Annotated in this window: 13 protein-coding genes; 9 read left to right on the top strand and 4 right to left on the bottom strand. The window is 67.6% G+C overall.

Annotation, left to right across the window (positions count from 1 at the left end):
- Positions 1–43 precede the first annotated feature (43 nt).
- Entirely contained in the window at positions 44–934 is an 891-nt protein-coding gene (locus CA234_RS15700; RefSeq protein ID WP_125976761.1) for a LysR family transcriptional regulator, read from the bottom strand.
- A gap of 394 nt (positions 935–1328) precedes the next feature.
- On the opposite strand from CA234_RS15700, the gene CA234_RS15695 reads away from it, so the two are divergent.
- Entirely contained in the window at positions 1329–4157 is a 2829-nt protein-coding gene (locus CA234_RS15695; RefSeq protein WP_164521844.1) for a TonB-dependent receptor, read from the top strand.
- 29 nt (positions 4158–4186) lie between these two features.
- Positions 4187–5866 carry a carboxylesterase family protein gene (locus tag CA234_RS15690; protein WP_126002162.1) on the top strand — a complete coding sequence of 560 codons (1680 nt, stop codon included), beginning with the start codon at positions 4187–4189 and terminating at the stop codon, positions 5864–5866.
- A 207-nt stretch (positions 5867–6073) separates the two neighbouring features.
- On the opposite strand, the gene CA234_RS15685 is transcribed toward CA234_RS15690, so the two are convergent.
- Positions 6074–6985: a LysR family transcriptional regulator gene (locus CA234_RS15685; protein WP_125976758.1), complete on the bottom strand. Its 912-nt coding sequence runs from the start codon at positions 6983–6985 to the stop codon at positions 6074–6076.
- Positions 6986–7081: 96 nt separating this feature from the next.
- Between CA234_RS15685 and CA234_RS15680 the strand changes: the two genes are divergently transcribed.
- Positions 7082–7411, top strand: coding sequence for a nuclear transport factor 2 family protein (locus tag CA234_RS15680; RefSeq protein ID WP_126002174.1), 330 nt, complete (start codon positions 7082–7084; stop codon positions 7409–7411).
- The gene (locus tag CA234_RS15675; RefSeq protein WP_126002161.1) at positions 7408–8196 is read left to right on the top strand and encodes an SDR family oxidoreductase; all 789 of its coding nucleotides are present in this window, start codon (positions 7408–7410) and stop codon (positions 8194–8196) included. The genes CA234_RS15680 and CA234_RS15675 overlap by 4 nt, the downstream gene beginning before the upstream one ends.
- 121 nt (positions 8197–8317) lie before the next feature.
- On the opposite strand, the gene CA234_RS15670 is transcribed toward CA234_RS15675, so the two are convergent.
- Positions 8318–8740: an Ohr family peroxiredoxin gene (locus tag CA234_RS15670; RefSeq protein ID WP_126002160.1), complete on the bottom strand. Its 423-nt coding sequence runs from the start codon at positions 8738–8740 to the stop codon at positions 8318–8320.
- A gap of 78 nt (positions 8741–8818) precedes the next feature.
- On the bottom strand, positions 8819–9544 hold the full coding sequence (locus CA234_RS15665) for a hypothetical protein (protein WP_126002159.1): 726 nt from the start codon (positions 9542–9544) through the stop codon (positions 8819–8821).
- A 406-nt stretch (positions 9545–9950) separates the two neighbouring features.
- On the opposite strand from CA234_RS15665, the gene CA234_RS15660 reads away from it, so the two are divergent.
- From CA234_RS15660 to CA234_RS15640, 5 genes are all read left to right on the top strand, one after another.
- Positions 9951–10856 (top strand): alpha/beta hydrolase, encoded by a 906-nt coding sequence (locus tag CA234_RS15660; RefSeq protein ID WP_164521843.1) that lies wholly within the window; start codon positions 9951–9953, stop codon positions 10854–10856.
- A 77-nt stretch (positions 10857–10933) separates the two neighbouring features.
- Positions 10934–12211 carry a cytochrome P450 gene (locus tag CA234_RS15655; RefSeq protein ID WP_164521842.1) on the top strand — a complete coding sequence of 426 codons (1278 nt, stop codon included), beginning with the start codon at positions 10934–10936 and terminating at the stop codon, positions 12209–12211.
- A 411-nt stretch (positions 12212–12622) separates the two neighbouring features.
- The gene (locus tag CA234_RS15650) at positions 12623–13705 is read left to right on the top strand and encodes a GAF domain-containing protein (protein WP_125976752.1); all 1083 of its coding nucleotides are present in this window, start codon (positions 12623–12625) and stop codon (positions 13703–13705) included.
- Between the two features lie 27 nt (positions 13706–13732).
- Positions 13733–14929: a benzoate/H(+) symporter BenE family transporter gene (locus CA234_RS15645; protein ID WP_277600218.1), complete on the top strand. Its 1197-nt coding sequence runs from the start codon at positions 13733–13735 to the stop codon at positions 14927–14929.
- 319 nt (positions 14930–15248) lie between these two features.
- Complete coding sequence (locus tag CA234_RS15640) at positions 15249–16868, top strand: GMC family oxidoreductase N-terminal domain-containing protein (RefSeq protein ID WP_241213536.1); 1620 nt, start codon at positions 15249–15251, stop codon at positions 16866–16868.
- Positions 16869–16904: the final 36 nt, after the last annotated feature.

Raw genomic sequence — 16904 nt, 5'->3', positions numbered from 1 at the left:
CCTCCTCAGGGGCGCGCGAGCGATCGTGCGCCCTCTTTTTTGGTCAGCGGGCGACTTTCAGGAAATGCTCGAGAAAGCGCTGCGCCGCCGGCGGCAGCGTCCGGTCGGCCAGCCGCGCCACGCCGATCGTGCGCTCGATCACCGGATCGACCAGCGGGCGCGCCGCGATCCGGCCGCCGTGGAGCATCCGCAAGGTGGTTTCGGGGAGTGCCGTGATCCCCAGCCCCGCTTCGATCAGCGCGCCTACCGTCGCCAGCTGGGTGCAGTCGTACAGCGCCCGCGCGGCGACATTGGCCTGGAGCATCGCCGCGTCGGTAAGCGCGCGGACGCTACTGCGCGGCGCCATGGCGATGAAAGGATGCTCGGCGAAGATGCTCCACCGCGCCGGCTTGCCGGTATCGAGCGGGCCGCCGGCGGGTACCACCAGCACCATGGCATCCTGCATCAGCGGATCGAAGACGAACTTGCCGGCGTCGGGGGGCGTGGTCACCGCCAGGTCGAGCTGGCGCTCCTCCATCGCCTGGAACAGCGCGCCGGACAGGTGATCGCGCAACACGATCTCGACCTGGGGATGCAGCTCGCGGAAGCTGGCGATCGCCGCCGGCAGCGTGCCCGCCGCGACCGACGGCAGCGCGCCGATCACCACGCGACCCCGCGATCCCGCGAAATTCTGCGCCAGTTCCGAAAAGGCGTGGTCGAAGTCGGCGGTCAGCCGCTCGACGATCGGCAGCAGCGCCTCGCCGGCGCTGGTGAGCGCGACATTGCGCGAATTGCGATCGAACAGGCGCACGCCCAATTGCTCCTCGAGCAGCCGGATCGTGCGGCTGAGCGCCGGCTGCGACACATTGGCCGAGCGGCCGGTCTCGCTGAAACTGCCATGCTGGGCGACCTGCAGAAACAGCCGCAGGCTCGTTAGATTCGGCGTCCGCCGCATTCTGCCCTCTCCTCGCAAACCGATCCGCTTTTGTTATCCGATCGGCGGATCATGTTATTGCGTCGATGACGCTTCGGGCAAGTGCGCCCGCCATCGTTTCATTCTTGTAATCAATCGATCCACTAATTCTATTTCTTCGCTGAATAGCAATACGTCATACCTATTTTCGAGCGAAGCCGGTCGACACAGGCCGGGCGCGAGAGGGGATTTCTGAAAGCGCACGCGCCGGCACACGCTGCCGCGCCGACCATCGACACGCGCCCGTCCGACACCCGTTCTCGGCCCGCCCATCCGACCGACCCGCTACGGGGCGAGCGATCGACATCGCCCCGCAAGACGAAATGGGAGGATGACGATGGAAGCAACGCGACGGCTGGTTCGGTCCGCAGCGGGCATGAGCATTTTGGCGCTGACGACGGCCCTTGCCGCACCCGCCTGGGCGCAGGAGGCGGTGCCGGAAACGACGGCCGCCGAGCCGCTGCCGCCCGCCCAGGAGCAGGAAATCATCGTCACCGGCACCAACATCTCGGGGGTGAAGCCGGTCGGATCGGAAACGGTCACCGTCAATCGCGACCAGATGCTCGCCACCGGCCTTACCGACGTCGCCTCGGTGCTGCAGACGCTGCCGCAGGTGCAGAACAACCCCAATTCGGGCGGCTCCGGCCCGGTCTACCGCCAGGGCGGTACCGCCGGATATGGCGGCAACTCGACCCAGGGCACCGCGATCAACCTGCGGGGCCTGGGCACCTCCGCCACGCTGACGCTGGTCGATGGCCGGCGGGTGGTGCCGAGCGGTGCCGCGACGACCTTCACCGAAGCGATCCAGTTGCCCATCGCCGCGATCGAGCGGGTGGAAGTGGTGAGCGACGGCAACTCGGCCATCTACGGCTCGGACGCGATCTCGGGCGTGATCAACTATGTGCTGCGCAAGCACTTCACCGGCATCGAGGTCACCGGCCGCGGTACGGTGACGCGCTACAACAACCAATGGGGCGGATCGATCACCGCCGGCTATGACTGGGGCAGCGGCAACGTCATCGCCACCTATGACTATGATTATCGCGAGCCGTTCGCCAATGGCCGCTCCAGGTTCCTTCGCCGCGACCTCCGCGGGGTCGGCGGGCCCGATACGCGTGCGGTGGATGCGACCCTGGGGGTCACCGGGCCGACGCTGATCGTCGGCGGCAATGGCAGCCCATACAGCTATTACACGCTGCCGCGCGGGGCCGGCCCGGGGATCGCCTTCGGGCAGCTGACGCCGGGCGCCAATCTGGTCGACGCCGCCGATTACACCGACTTCCTCGGCAAGCAGAAGCGGCACCAGGCGGCGCTGATCCTGAACCAGGACGTGAACGACGCGATCTCGGTGTTCGCCCAGGGCTTCTACACCAAGCGCGACACGCTGAGCCGCGCCTATGGCAACAGCCGGCTCGGCAACAACATCACCATCTGCCAGGGGAGCCCCACCTATATCGGCGGCGCGCCGGCCAACGCCGCATCGTCTAGCGCCTTGTGCGGGGGTGCGCCGGGGCAGCTGATCGCGGTCGATCCGCTGCTGTTCTTCAACGGCCCGTCGGTCACCAGCAATCCGGCCGAGACGATCAGCCTCACAGGCGGCTTTACCGGCAAGCTGCCCGGCAGCTGGAAGGTGGACGGCTATTTCACCTATGCGCACGATTCCACCTGCGGCATCTGCAACTATGACAACAACGCCAATGGCGCGGCGCTGTCGGCCGAGATCCGGGCGGGCCGCATCGATCCGTTCACGACGACGCCGCTCACCGCCGCGCAATACGGCACGTTCATGGGATCGAACGTCCAGCTCGCGTACAACACCTTCTACGACAGCCTGCTGAAGCTCGACGGACCGCTGTTCGCGCTGCCCGCCGGATCGGTGCGCACCGCCTTCGGCGGCGAACTCGCCTATAATCGCCAGCATCTAGTCAACGGCAGCAACAACGCGTTCGAGAACAATCCCGCCAACAACAATTACGCCGTCACCAACGACACGACGGCGCGGCGCACCACCGCCTCGGCGTTCGCCGAGCTGTTCGTGCCGATCCTCGGTGCCGACATGGGGATACCGCTCGTCCAGTCGCTCGATCTCGATGCGGCGGTGCGCTACGACAATTATTCGGACTTCGGCTCGACCACCAACCCCAAGGTCGGCGCCACCTGGCGGGTGAACGACGCGCTTTCGATCCGCGGCTCCTGGGGCACCTCGTTCCGCGCGCCCGCGCTGACCGACACCAATCCGCGCAACTTCTCGGCGGCGGTGATCGGCGTGCCGATCGTCAACGCATCGGGCCGGCCGGACATCGGCTTCGTCTTCCCGGGCAACTCCAGCGCCTACCAGATCATCGGCGCCAATCCCGACCTCCAGCCGGAAACCGCCACGACCTGGTCCGCGGGCCTCGACTTCGCGCCCAAGACGTCGGGCTTCCGGGCGTCGGTGACCTATTACAACACGCATTACAGCGACCAGATCGTCGGCCAGAATACCGGCCTGTTCCTGTCGAACCCGACCTTCGCCTCGCTCTACAGCCGCTACATCATCCCGGTGAACAATCCGGCGACGTGCGTCAGCGGCAGCCCCGCCACCTACGACCCGGTGCTGGCCCGCTTCATCGCCGACCATCCCGCGCTCTACAACGTGCCCGTGCTCGGCGCCTGCTCGGTCAACGTCATCGTCGACGGCCGCTCGGCCAATGCCGCGACGACCTTCCAGGACGGCATCGACGTGCAGCTGAGCTACACGCTGCAGACCGGGATCGGCCGCTGGTTCGTCAGCGCCAACGCCACGCGTATCCTCAACCAGACGCTGCAGACCGTCGCCGGCGGCATGACCCAGGACGTGCTGGATACCTATTATTATCCGGTCAGCCTGCGCGGCCGCGGCCAGATCGGCTGGAACAAGTCGGGATTCGGGGTGAACCTGTTCGTCAACTATGTCGGCAGCTACACCAACACGATCCCGCTGCCCGGCCAGCCGCAATCCGAGGTGCCGTCCTGGACCACCGCCGATCTTGGCATCAGCTATGCCGTGCCCAAGGGCAGTAAACTGCTCGGCGGGTTGCGGCTCGGCCTCAACGTGCAGAACGTCACCAACGAGGATCCGCCCATCGTGTTGACCCGTGCCGGCAGCAATTTCGGTGCCTATGATCCGTCGAACGCCAATATCCTCGGGCGCACGTTCAATTTCCAGATTACCAAGAGCTTCTGAACATGAGACTTATCACGGGAGATGCGAGCATGAAGGCATGGATGACAGCGCTGGCCTGCGGGGTGGCGGCTTGCGCGATGCCCGCCGCCGCGGTGGCGCAGACCAGCGCGCCGGTGGCTGCCACCGACACGGGCAAGGTGCAGGGCGCGATCGAGGACGGCGTGGCCAGCTGGAAGGGCATTCCCTTCGCCGCACCGCCGGTGGGGCCCCTGCGCTGGCGCGCGCCGCAGCCGGCTGCGGCCTGGCAGGGCGTCCGTCCCGCCACCCAGTACAGCCATGACTGCATGCAGAAGCCCTTTCCCAGCGATGCGGCGCCGCTCGGCACCACGCCTGCGGAGGACTGCCTGTACCTCAACGTCTGGAAGCCCGCTGCCGCATCGGCCACCGCCAAGCTGCCGGTGATGGTGTGGATCTATGGCGGCGGCTTCGTGAACGGAGGCGCCTCCCCGCCCACCTATGCCGGCGCCAACATGGCCAAGCAGGGCGTGCTGTTCGTCAGCTTCAACTACCGAGTCGGGCGCTTCGGCAGCTTTGCCCTGCCCCAGCTCACCAAGGAGAATCCGGACGGCGGGCTGCTCGGCAACTACAACTTCATGGACCAGATCGCCGCGCTCAAATGGGTGCAGAAGAACATCGCGGCGTTCGGCGGCGATCCGTCGAACGTGACGATCATCGGCGAGAGCGCCGGCGGCATGTCGGTCCACACGCTGGTCACCTCGCCCTTGTCGCGCGGGCTGTTCAGCAAGGCGGTCGTGATGTCCGGCGGCAACGCGCAGACGGCGAAGAACGCGACGCTCAAGGATGCCGAGGCGATCGGCGAGAACCTCGCCCGCGCCCATGATATCGACCCCGCCGCCCCGGATGCGCTCGCCAAGCTCCGCGCGCTCAGCGCCGAGCAGGTGACCGATGGCCTCAGCATGATGGAGCTGTTCCAGCCCAAGCCGGGGCCGCGCACCTATGGCGGCCCGATGCTCGACGGCAAGCTGCTCGTCGATCAGGAAAAGGCCTATGCCAGCGGCGACTTCGCGCATGTGCCGATGCTGATCGGCGCGACCAGCGCCGACATGGGCGGCAAGTCCGGCTTCATGATCGCTGGCGCGCGCGAGGCGAGCGCGATGGTCGCCGCGCAGAAGGTGCCGGTCTGGGAGTATCGCTTCTCCTATGTTGCGGACTCGGTCGGCCAGCCGGGCGCCGGGCATGCCACTGACATCCCGTTCTTCTTCGACAATGCCCGCATCAAATATGGCGCGGCGACGACGGCGAAGGACGAGCAGGTCGGCAAGACGATCAGCGCCTATCTCGCCAACTTCGCCAAGAAGGGCGATCCCAACGGCGCGGGCCTGCCGGCCTGGCCGCGCTTCACCGCATCGGGCGACGAGATCCTCGACTTCGCCGCGGACGGCAAGGCGGTGGCGGCGCGCGATCCCTGGGGCGCGGAGATCGACGATCTGCAGGCCCGCACCAAAGCGGCGATGACGTCGGGCAAGTATAACAGCCTGACCACGCCGCTGGGCAAGATGCTCGACGATCCTGCCGCCCGGGCGGTACTCGCCAAGCATCTGCCCGACATGGTCAAGAACCCGCAAATCGACATGGCCCGCGGGCAGACGCTGGTCGGCATCCGGGCCTATTTCCCGGCGCTGCTGACCGATGCCAAGCTCAAGGCGATTGATGCGGACCTGGCGACGGTACCCACCAAGCCGAGCTGAACCTCGCCCCCCAGAGCCTTCACCACCGCGGCAGGCGCGGCGCCAAGGGCCGCCCCTGCCGCGAAGCCTCGAGGTCGCGAAGCAAAGCCCCCGGCCCGCTTCATCATACCCGCGATCCGGCCAGCACTGCCTCCGGACGCGGTTCCACATGCCGACATCTGCGAACACGATGGAGAGGATCGCGGCGACCGGGCACCCGCTCCAGGTTCAATGCTGCCGCACGCGCCCGGCCGCGAATTCGCGCGCGAGCGCGATGAACGCTTGAAAGGCCGCGGAAGAATTGCGCCGATTGGAATAATAGAGGCACAATGGAACCAGCGGCGGGGTCCAGTCTTCAAGAATGCGCACGAGCCGCCCCGCCTTTATATCGTCGCAGACATCCGCTTCCATGAAATAGCCGATGCCCAAACCGTTCGTCACCGCGATTCGGGCGAGCGAGGCTTCGTCGAGGGTCATCGGACCATCGACATCGAGCTGCAGCTGTTCGCCGTCCTTCTCGAACCGCCATCTGAACAACGCGCCATTGGGTAGCCGGACACGAATGCAAGGGTAGGCGAGCAGCTCCCGCGGCAGTTGCGGTATCGCCCGGTTCTCGAAAAAGGCGGGAGATGCGGCAATCGCCATGCGTCGGACCTGGCCGAGCGGAATGGCGATCGCGTCGGCGGGTACCAGGTCCGCGCTGCGCACGCCGAGATCAAAGCCCGCCGCGACGACGTCGACAAGCCGCCCCTCCGTCACGAGGTCGATATGAACCTGGGGATATCGCTGCAGATAGCTGAGGATCAGCGGCGCCATGATCTCGCGCGCCGCCGTCGCGAAGGCGTTGATGCGCAAGGTGCCCGACGGCGTCTCCTGCTGGGCGCGGGCCGTGTTCATCGCCTTCTGGATATCCTCGAGCGCCGGCTTGATCTGCGCAACGAACACTCTGCCCGCATAGGTGAGAGAGACGCTGCGCGTGGTGCGATTGAAAAGGCGGACGGATAGCTCGCGTTCGAGTTTGCCCACGGCATTGCTGACGGCGGTCGTCGACATGCCGAGCTCCAGCGCCGCCGCGCGAAACGAGCCGCACCGAACGATGGCAAGAACCGCCTCCAGCTCGATCAGCGAATGCCGCTTCATTATCCCGGTTTCCGTAACATGCTATGCCGATTTGTCTCGATTATCAGGCGGAAACGCAAACCCTAAATGTCCTTCGTCACCGTTCAGGAGATGAAGATGCAACCAGATCTACCCAAGCCGATTGCCGACTATATCGAGGCCAACGCCCGTCTCGATACTGAGGGCATGCTGAAGCCCTTTGGAAGGGACGCCGTTTTCATCGACAACGGCAAGCGCTTCGTCGGCCATGCGGCCATTCGCCGGCTCATCGAGGAAGAGGTGATTCCGGTGAAGGCGATCTTCACGCCCGATTCGGTTCGGGAAGAAGATGGCGATTTCGTCGTCGAAGGTCCGGCCCATGGTGCGTTCCCGGGCAGCCCGCTCCGCTTCACCTACCGGTTCACCCTGGCGCACGGCGCCATCAAGACGCTGGAAACCACGGTATGAGCGCCAAGGCCGATCCCACGGAGTTCGCCGGCAAGCGCGTGCTGGTCAGCGGTGGCACGAAGGGCCTGGGCCGCGCCACGGTCGCGCGTTTCCTCGCCGGAGGAGCGCGGGTCGTCACGGCTGCCCGCACGGTCCAGGACCCGATCGAGGGCGTCGACTATGTGCAGGCGGACCTGACCACCGCTGCAGGTGGCGAAGCCTTGGCCAGCGCGGCGCTTGCGCGGCTGGGCGGGATCGACATCCTCGTCCATGTTCTCGGCGGCTCGCATGCGCCGGCAGGCGGCTTCGCCGCGCTGACCGAGGACCATTGGCTCGCCGAGCTGAACCTCAATCTGCTGGCGGCCGTCCGGCTCGACCGCCTGCTGATCCCGCAGATGCTCGAGCGCGGCGCCGGCACCGTGGTGCACGTCACCTCGATCCAGGCCGTCCTGCCGCTGCCGGACTCCACGACCGGATATGCTGCCGCCAAGGCTGCGCTGCGGACCTACAGCAAGGCGATCTCGAAGGAGCTCGGTCCGAAGGGCGTGCGGGTCAACGCCGTCTCGCCCGGCTGGATCATGACGGAGGCTGCCGGAGCCTTCCTCGAAAGGCTTCGCGCGGCGAAGGGCGGCACGATCGAGGAGGCGCGCCAGTCCGTGCTCGATGCCCTCGGGGGGATTCCGATCGGGCGCGGTGCCGAGCCCGAAGAGGTAGCCGATCTCATCGCCTATCTCGCCGCCGATCGCGCAGCGGCGATCCACGGCGCCGAGTTCGTCATCGACGGTGGGACCATCCGCACCGTCTGAGGGGGCTGCGCGCACGGCCCTCGAGCGCGGTGTGACCGGACGGCCGGTTGCGCCGCGTTCGATGCGAAGGCGCGGGAGGAAGGCCGCCCCCGCCACGCACCTTTCCGAGCGCGATTCGACATCAGTCGCTTATCGCGATGTGGATCCCTGCCCCGTGGCGGGCAAGGTGCGAATAGGGGCTGACCCGGTCCGCCTCCTGCACGAGGCTGGCGGCAAGATCGCGCGCCAGCCCCGGCAGGCTGACCGTCAGCCGCACCTCGATCCCGAAGCCGGCGCCGTCCTCGCGCATGCCGAGCCCCACTGCCGCGACCACTGCGCTGTCGTCGGCGAGGACCAGCCGCCGCCGGTTCGCCACGAAGCGCAGTGCGCTCAGAAAGCACGCGGCATGGCTGGTGGCGAAAAGCTGTTCCGGATTGGCGCCGGCATCGTCGCCGCCCAGCGCGCGCGGCGCAGCGAGCGGGATAGCCGGCACGCCGCCCTCGATGGTCGCGCTGCCCGACCGGCCACCGACCACGCGGGCGCGCGCCTCGTACAGGATGTGCATTGCGACCTTCTCACTTTCCTCTGCAGGTCGGCACGCGGGATAGACGGGGCCGCGACGTTGGTCCGCGGCCCCTCCGCTTCAGAAGAAGAAGCGGAATCCGCCGGTCGCGATCACGTTGCTGTAGCGGGTCGAGAGCACCGAATCCAACGTACCGGCCGTCGCATTGAAGCGCTCGACCTGATGCCGCCCGATCCGGGCGTACCGCACATCGGCTACCAGTTCGAGGCCGCCGCCGAGTGATACCGAAGCGCCGGCGATGCCCTGCAGCGCGAGCTTGCCGGAAACGCTCGTCGGAATGTTGATCGCCGGACCATCGGCGGCGACCAGATAGCGCGTGTCGTAGTCGATGGCGCCATGGCCGATGCCGGCCCCCAGCGAGAAGCGCAGCCGCTCGGCGATGCGCGGCGTGTCGTAGATGAGGTTGACCATCTCGGTGGTCACCGAGCGACGGCCTTCGAGCAGCGTCCGCTGCTGCCCGTTCAGATCGAGCCGCTTGAGCGTGTTGCGGCTGGCCGAGAATTCGGCTTCGACGCGCGCGCGCCCCCAATCGCCGGTAGCGGCGACCGCACCGAGAACAACGCCACCCGTGAGACCGTCTTTCGCATCGGTTTCGATGACGCGCGGCAGGCCGGCGGGAGTCGCGCCGCGCAGGGTCTGCTCGCGGCCGAAGCGATCTCCGAGGAAGCCGCCGACATATATCGATCCGGCGCCGGGCTCTTCTGCGGTCGGTCGCGCCTGCGCAAAGGCTGGCACCGTGACGAACAACGCACCGACAGCGGCGAGTGTAGAAACCAAGTTACGCACAAATCCTCCAGAAACAACTGTTCAGCCCAAAAACGCGGCTGGCCTCGCTCCCGTAGTTTCTGGTAAACATCCGTTAAAGCTGTAATGAGTTTCAATGGTAATGGCAGCTATTGTGATGCATCATAACAAACAATGTATCTGCATTTACTATGTTGTCGGCCAGAGTATTTACATATTCCCGATGCACGGCGGTTTACCCGGCAGCACATCCCACGGACGTTACCATCGTATTCCTTACGGTGAAGACTGAAGCGGGATGGAAATCCAGCCGCGCCAAAAGGCGCGAGCGACCCGACGCCTCTTCCAGCGGAGGCGTTGCCCTGGCCCGGCGCAGCCCCAGCGCCGGGCCCTTTTTCTTCCGCGTTGCGGCGCCCCGGCGTGCCGCACGCCCGAACGGATATGGATCATGAGAAGAATCGCGAAGCATATCGTCCGGCGCGGACTTTGGCACGGCTTGGCGGCGGCGCTGGCCTGCTCGCCCGCGATGGCCCAGCACGAAGCCGAGCACCAACACCCCCCGCGCGCGATCGCCGGGGCGAAGACCCAGGGCAGCCATGTCGAGGTCGACGGCGCCCGCATCTGGTATGCGAGCATCGGCCACGGCGCGCCGGTGGTGCTGCTGCACGGTGGAATGGCGAGCAGCCGAAGCTGGGACGGCCAAGTGCCGGCACTGGTCGCGGCGGGGTATCGCGTCATCCTGATCGACAGTCGCGGCCATGGCCGCAGCACGCTGGGCCCCCATCCCCTGCGGTACGAATTGCTCGCCGACGACGTGCGCGCGGTGCTGGCGCATCTCCACCTCGTCCGGCCGATCGTGATCGGCTGGAGCGACGGCGGCATCGTCGCGCTGATGCTGGCGATGCGCGGGAATGCCCGGCCCTGCGCGGTCTATGCCTTCGGTGCCAACATGGACAAGGCGAGCGTGCGGCCGGGCGCGGACGATGCCCCCATTCTCGCCACTATCGTGCCGCGCCTCGCCGCGGACTATGCGGCACTGGCCCCCGATCCGAACGGGTTCGGCCGGCTGGCAGAGGCGACCCGTGCGATGCAGGCGGCGCAGCAGGATATCGGCCCCGCACAGCTGGCCACGATCCGCACGGCGGTCACCATCGCCGGCGCGGAAGACGACGAGTTCATCCTGCCGGCCCATTTCCGCGCGCTCGCCGGTGCCATTCCGTCGGCGCGGCTGGAGCTGTTTCCGACCGGCGGCCACTTCGTGCCATGGAAGATGCCCGACCGGTTCAATCGATCGCTGCTGACCTTCCTCGCGCACGCACCGTGCGGGCGACGGCGCGAGGCATTGCAGCGCTAACGCACGTCGCTACCCCGGTCACCACCGCCGCTCGAACGGTAGCACGACGGTAGCCGGGGGGACGGCATCATATGCCGATGAGCAACGATCCCCGCCCCGCCGAGGCCATCGGCACCCTGGACGCCGCGCATTTCGAGCAGGCGCTGCACCGGCTTCCGGTCGACGCGCTCAACGTCGCCCAGCCCGAGCTGTTCGCGGCGGGGCTGGCACCGCACTATCTCGCCCGGCTGCGCCACGAGGCGCCGGTGCATCATTGCGCGGAGAGCCGCTTCGGGCCCTATTGGTCGATCACGCGCCACAGCGACATCGAGGCGATCGAGCTCGATACCGAGACCTTCTCCTCGGCGCACGCCAATGGCGGGATCACCATCGGCTCCAGCGCCGACGACCCGCAATTCTTCCCCGCGTTCATCTCGATGGACCCGCCCCGCCATGCCGAACAGCGCCGGGCGGTGGCGCCGGCCTTCTCGCCCGAGCGGCTGGCGCAGATGGCGCCGCGGTTGCGCGAATGGGCCGCGGACATCCTCGACGGGCTCCCGCGCGGCAGCTGGTTCGACTGGGTCGACCGCGTCTCGATCGAACTGAGCGCACGCACGCTGGCGCTGCTGCTGGGCTTTCCCCAGACACGCTCGCGCGATCTGATCCGCTGGTCCGACGCGATGGTCGCGCTGCCCGGGCACCCCGCCTTCCTGTCGCTCGAGGACAAGCTGCGGGTGATGCACGAATGCTTCGGCACGTTCGACGCGATCTGGGCGGAGCGGCGCGCGGCCAGCGAAGGCGATGACCTGATTTCGCTCCTCGCGCGGGGCGCCGACACCCGCGCCATGCCGAAGGACGAATTCTACGGCAACATCCTGCTGCTCATCGTCGGCGGCAACGACACCACCCGCAACAGCATCAGCGGCAGCATCCTCGCCATGCACCGTTTCCCCGAGGAATGGCGCAAGCTCCAGGCCGATCGGGACCTGCTGGCCAATCTCACGCCCGAGTTGCTGCGCTGGCAGACGCCGATCGCGCATATGCGGCGCACCGCGACGCGCGACGTGACGGTCGGCGGCCGAACCATCCGTCGCGGCGAAAAGGTGGTGTTGTGGTACCTTTCCGCCAATCGCGACGAAGCGCTGTTCGAACGTCCCGACGACTTCCTCCTCGATCGACACAATGCCCGTCGCCATCTCGCGCTCGGCACCGGCATGCACCGCTGCATCGGCGCGCGCCTGGCAGAGCTGCAGATCCGCACCTTGTGGGAAGCCATGCTGGAACGCGCGCTGTCGTTCGAAGTGGAGGCGGAACCGCTGCGGATACCGTCCACCTTCATTCACGGATATCAGCGCGTCCGCGTGCGGCTATCGTGATCGAGGCCCCTTAGATCTGCCGCAGGCGGTCGGCCTCCCCATCCAGAGACACCCTGTCGCAAAAGGGCGAGCACAGCAGCGCCAATCGGAGCAGCCGTTCCCATTGCGCCACGCCTCCCCGATCGGCATCGCCTCTACGGAGCGATTCTTGTGGCATGTGGGAGACTCCGCCGCGTTCCTCTTTGCAGATACTTCGCCGGGATAGTTTCCATATTGGCGAGGAAGCGACGAAAATGACGTTACGTTCGCAGCGACATTGCGATCTGGCACCGTTCGCCGCGCCTTCCCAACGGCTCACCGCTCTTTAAATTGCCGATTCTATCAATATATCGGGCCCCATACCGCGCTAGCAGAGTGGAGACGCCGCAAAGACGTTGCGAGAGGGTCCGGCGGGGGCAGGGAGTCGGAAGCGTGAAGAAGGACATTTTGACCACCGCGGACGCCGCCAAATTGCTGGGGGTCTCGGTGCGCACGGCTCAGGTCCTGATCGAGGGGGGCACGATTCCGTCCTGGAAGACGCCCGGCGGCCACCGCCGGGTCTATCTCGCCGATGTGCGGGCCCTGATCGACAGCAAGCAGCCGTCCGCGGAGGCTGAGGCGTCCGCCGTTCTCGTCGTCGTTGCCGCCAGCGACCGGCTGCCGGACTATCGCGCCGCCGCCGCCAACGCAGCCGATTTCGTGATCGATTATTTCGACGATGTGCTCGCCGCATTGGTCACGATCGGCTCGGCGCGCCCTTATGCCGTGCTGGTAGACTGCACCTCGGGGCTGAACAGCCAGCCGCTGTTGCGCAGCCTCGCGGCGAACAAGACCATCGCGACGACCCGGCTCCTTGCCGTCGGCGGCGACGGCTGCGTTCCGGCAGACCTCGCCGGCCGGGTCTCGCGCGTGGCGACGCCGGCACAGGCACTCGCGCAGTTGCGCGGATCGGCGTTCGTCGCGGAGGATACGGGATTCGCCGACTGGGGCGTCGCCTTCCCGGTTTCGCAGGACGAACGGCGGCGACTGATGGCGGTCGAGCGCTCGGGCCTGCTCCACTCCGAAGCCGAAGAGAGCTTCGATCGGCTGACCTGGCTCGCCGCCCAGACCTTCGATGCGCCGATCGCGCTGCTGACGCTGCTCACCCCCACCAAGCAATGGTTCAAGTCGAAGATCGGCCTCGACATGGCCGACACGCCGCGCAGCTGGGCCTTTTGCAACCATACGATCCTGCAGCGCGACGTGTTCACCGTCGCCGACCTTTCGGCCGACCCGCGCTTCGCCGACAACCCCGCAGTGGCCGGTGAACCGGGCTTCCGCTTCTATGCCGGCGCACCGGTGATCGACGGTGACGGCTTCATCGTCGGATCGCTGTGCGTGATCGACCGCAAGCCGCGGGTGCTCCGCGAGCGCGAGGCGAAGACGATCCAGGCGCTGGCCGCCGTCGCCTCGGACGAGGTGCGGCTCCGCGCGCTGGACCGCAAGCTGCGCTCGGCCACGCGCGCCAGGCGCTAGCCTTCCCGCCGCGCGGCGTTCACGGTCGTGCGCCGTTCCCTTTCCCATCGAAAGCGCTTGCCGATGCATCGATTGCCGCCGCCGTCCGCCTGGATTTCCGCGTTCGTCGCGGCGTTGGTCGGGTTCGGCGGCACGGTCGCGCTGGTGATCCGGGCGCTGCAGGCGCTCGGCGCGACGGGGCCGCAGATCGGCACGGCGCTTACCGCCCTCTGCCTGGGAATCGCGATCGGCAGCGCGGTGCTGTCGATCCAGCAGCGGGTGCCGGTGATCCTCGCCTGGTCGACGCCCGGCGCCGCGCTGCTTGCCGGCGTGTCGGGCGTGTCCTGGAGTGTCGCCGTCGGCGCCTTCCTCTTCGCGGCACTGGTCGGGATCGCGTTCAGCCTGATCCCGGCGCTCGGCCGGCTGGCGGCGGCGATCCCGCACGCGATCGCCGCGGCGATGCTGGCCGGCGTGCTGATGCCCTTCTGCCTCAACCTGTTTCGGCTGGGCAGCGTCGACCCGCTGCTGGTGGCGAGTCTCGTCATCCTCTTCCTCGTCGCCCGATGGCGCTTCCCGGTCTATGCGCTGCTCGTCGTGCTCGCCGCGGGTATCGCGCTGGCGCTGATCCGCGGCCAGGTCGGCGCCGTGGTGCCCGGCGCGGTGTTCGGCAGCCTGGTGCCGGCGCCGATCGCGTTCGATGCCGGCGCGCTGGCGAGCATCGGGCTGCCCTTGTTCTTCGTCACCCTGGTGTCGCAGAACCTGCCCGGTCTCGCCGTGCTGCGCGGCGCGGGATATCCGGCGCGGCCGACGCCGCTGCTGCTCGGCGCGGGACTCGCCAGCCTCGCCGCCGCGCCCTTCGGCGGCCATGCGGTCAATCTGGCGGCGATCACGGCGGCGATCTGCACCAACGAGGAGGCCGATCCGGAACCACGCCGCCGCTGGAAGACGGGCCTGCTCTATGGCGGCTTCTACCTGCTGCTCGCCGCGTTCGCGCCACTGCTCGTACGCCAGTTCCTGGCATTGCCGACTACGCTGATCGCGGCGCTGACCGGCATTGCGCTGCTCCCGCCGCTGGGCGCGGCGATCGGCAGCCTGGCCACCGCGCCGGAGGATCGCGACGCCGCCATTCTCACCCTGCTCGTCACCGCCTCGGGCGTGTCGATCTTCGGCCTCGGCTCGGCGCTGTGGGGGATCGTCGCCGGGCTCCTCGCGCTCTCCGCCGCCCGCCTGCTGAAGCGGCAATAGCCCCGACAACCGCCGGTCCGGGATGCGGAGCTTCTCCGGCTACGCTGCCGTAACATGTCTGTAGCCGTATTTTCAATCCGGCAGTATTGCCATATTTGATAGAAATGATACCCCGGCACCACCGGAGGTCGAAGCACGAATCCCCAATCCTTCGGAACACCGAATGCAGCCAACGTCCCCCTGCTGCTGCGTTCGGCGGCACGATCGAGTTGCGAGCCACCCGTCCCGGGTGCGGCTGGCGGCGTGTCCCACGCCGTCGCCGCGCCAACGAGCAGGCGTGCCTCCTCCCGACGGCGCCTCAGCCATTCGAAGGAGTTTGATGATGACCGAAGCCCATCCTGCCGACCAAGCCGACATCCTGCGCCGCGCCGCCGAGAATCAGGCGCGCCTCACCGCCGAGCTCAAGCCCGCCTACAACTTCATCGTCTGCGGCGCCGGCTCCTCCGGCTCGGTGGTTGCCCGGCGGCTGGCCGAGAATGCGGCCGTTCAGGTCCTGCTCGTCGAAGCGGGCGGCAGCGACGAAGCGGAGTCGGTGCTGAACCCCGCCCTGTGGCCGACCAATCTCGGCACCGAGCGCGACTGGGGCTTCACCGCCGAGCCCAATCCGCACCTGAACGGCCGCGCCTTGCCGATGTCGATGGGCAAGGGCCTGGGCGGCGGCTCCAGCATCAACGTGATGGTCTGGGCGCGCGGCCACCGCAGCGACTGGGAACATTTCGCTGCGGAAAGCGGCGACGCGCGGTGGAACTACCAGAACGTACTCGACATCTATCGCCGCATCGAGAACTGGCGGGGCGCGCCCGACCCGAGCCATCGCGGCACGGACGGCCCGGTATGGGTGCAACCCGCCGCCGATCCGAGCCCGATCGCGCACGCGCTGCTCGATGCCGCCAGCGAACTGGGCATCCCCACCTTCGACAGCCCGAACGGCCGGATGATGGAAAGCGAAGGTGGCGCCGCGATCACCGACATGCTGGTGCGCGACGGGCGTCGCCAGTCGCTGTTCCGTGCCTATGTCCAGCCCTATCTCGATCGCCCCAACCTCACCGTGATAACCGGCGCGACGGTCGAGCGGATCGCCTTCGAGGGCAATCGCGCCGTCGGCGTCGACCTCCTTCATGGCGGCGCGCGCACCCGGATCGGCGCGCGGCAGGAAGTGGTGCTCTCGATGGGCGCGATGCAGACGCCCAAGGTGCTGATGCATTCGGGCATCGGCGACGAGGCGGAACTGCGCCGGGTGGGCATTCCCGTCCGCCAGCATCTGCCGGGTGTGGGCGCCAATCTGCAGGACCATGTGTCGTTCGGCTGCACCTGGGAATATGCCGAGCCGATCGCGCCCCGTAACAGCGGCAGCGAGGCGACGCTCTACTGGAAGAGCCGTCGCGAACTGACCGCCCCCGACCTGCTGTTCTGCCAGGTCGAGTTCCCGGTGCCGAGCGAGCGGACCGCCGCGCGCGGCGTGCCCGAGCATGGTTGGACGATGTTCGCCGGCCTCGCCCAGCCGCAGAGTCGCGGGCGTTTGCGGCTGCGCAGCGACGATCCGGCGGCGGCGTTGCAGATCGATGCGAACATGCTGTCGGACCCTGCCGACATGACCGCCGCGCTGGCGTGCATCGAGCTCTGCCGCGAACTCGGCAACGCCCGGGCGTTCCGACCGCTGGTCCGCGGCGAGGTGATGCCCGGCGATCTGCGCGGAGAGGCGCTGAAGGACTATGTCCGCGATTCGGCGGTGACCTACTGGCACCAGACCTGCACCGCCAAGATGGGTCGTGACAGCATGTCGGTCGTCGACGGGTCGCTCCGCGTCTACGGCGTCGAGGGCCTGCGCATCGCCGATGGCTCGGTCCTGCCGCGCGTCACGACCGGCAACACCCAGGCGCCCTGCGCGATCATCGGCGAACAGGCGGCGGCAAGCCTGCGCGCGGCGCATCAGCTCTGACCCGCCGGCTGCGCCGGGTGTGCCAGCGGATCGCAG

The organism is Sphingomonas sp. ABOLE, from assembly GCF_003950455.1.
Taxonomy (GTDB): Bacteria; Pseudomonadota; Alphaproteobacteria; order Sphingomonadales; family Sphingomonadaceae; genus Sphingomonas; species Sphingomonas trueperi.
This window is presented reverse-complemented; position numbering and strand designations above follow the sequence as displayed.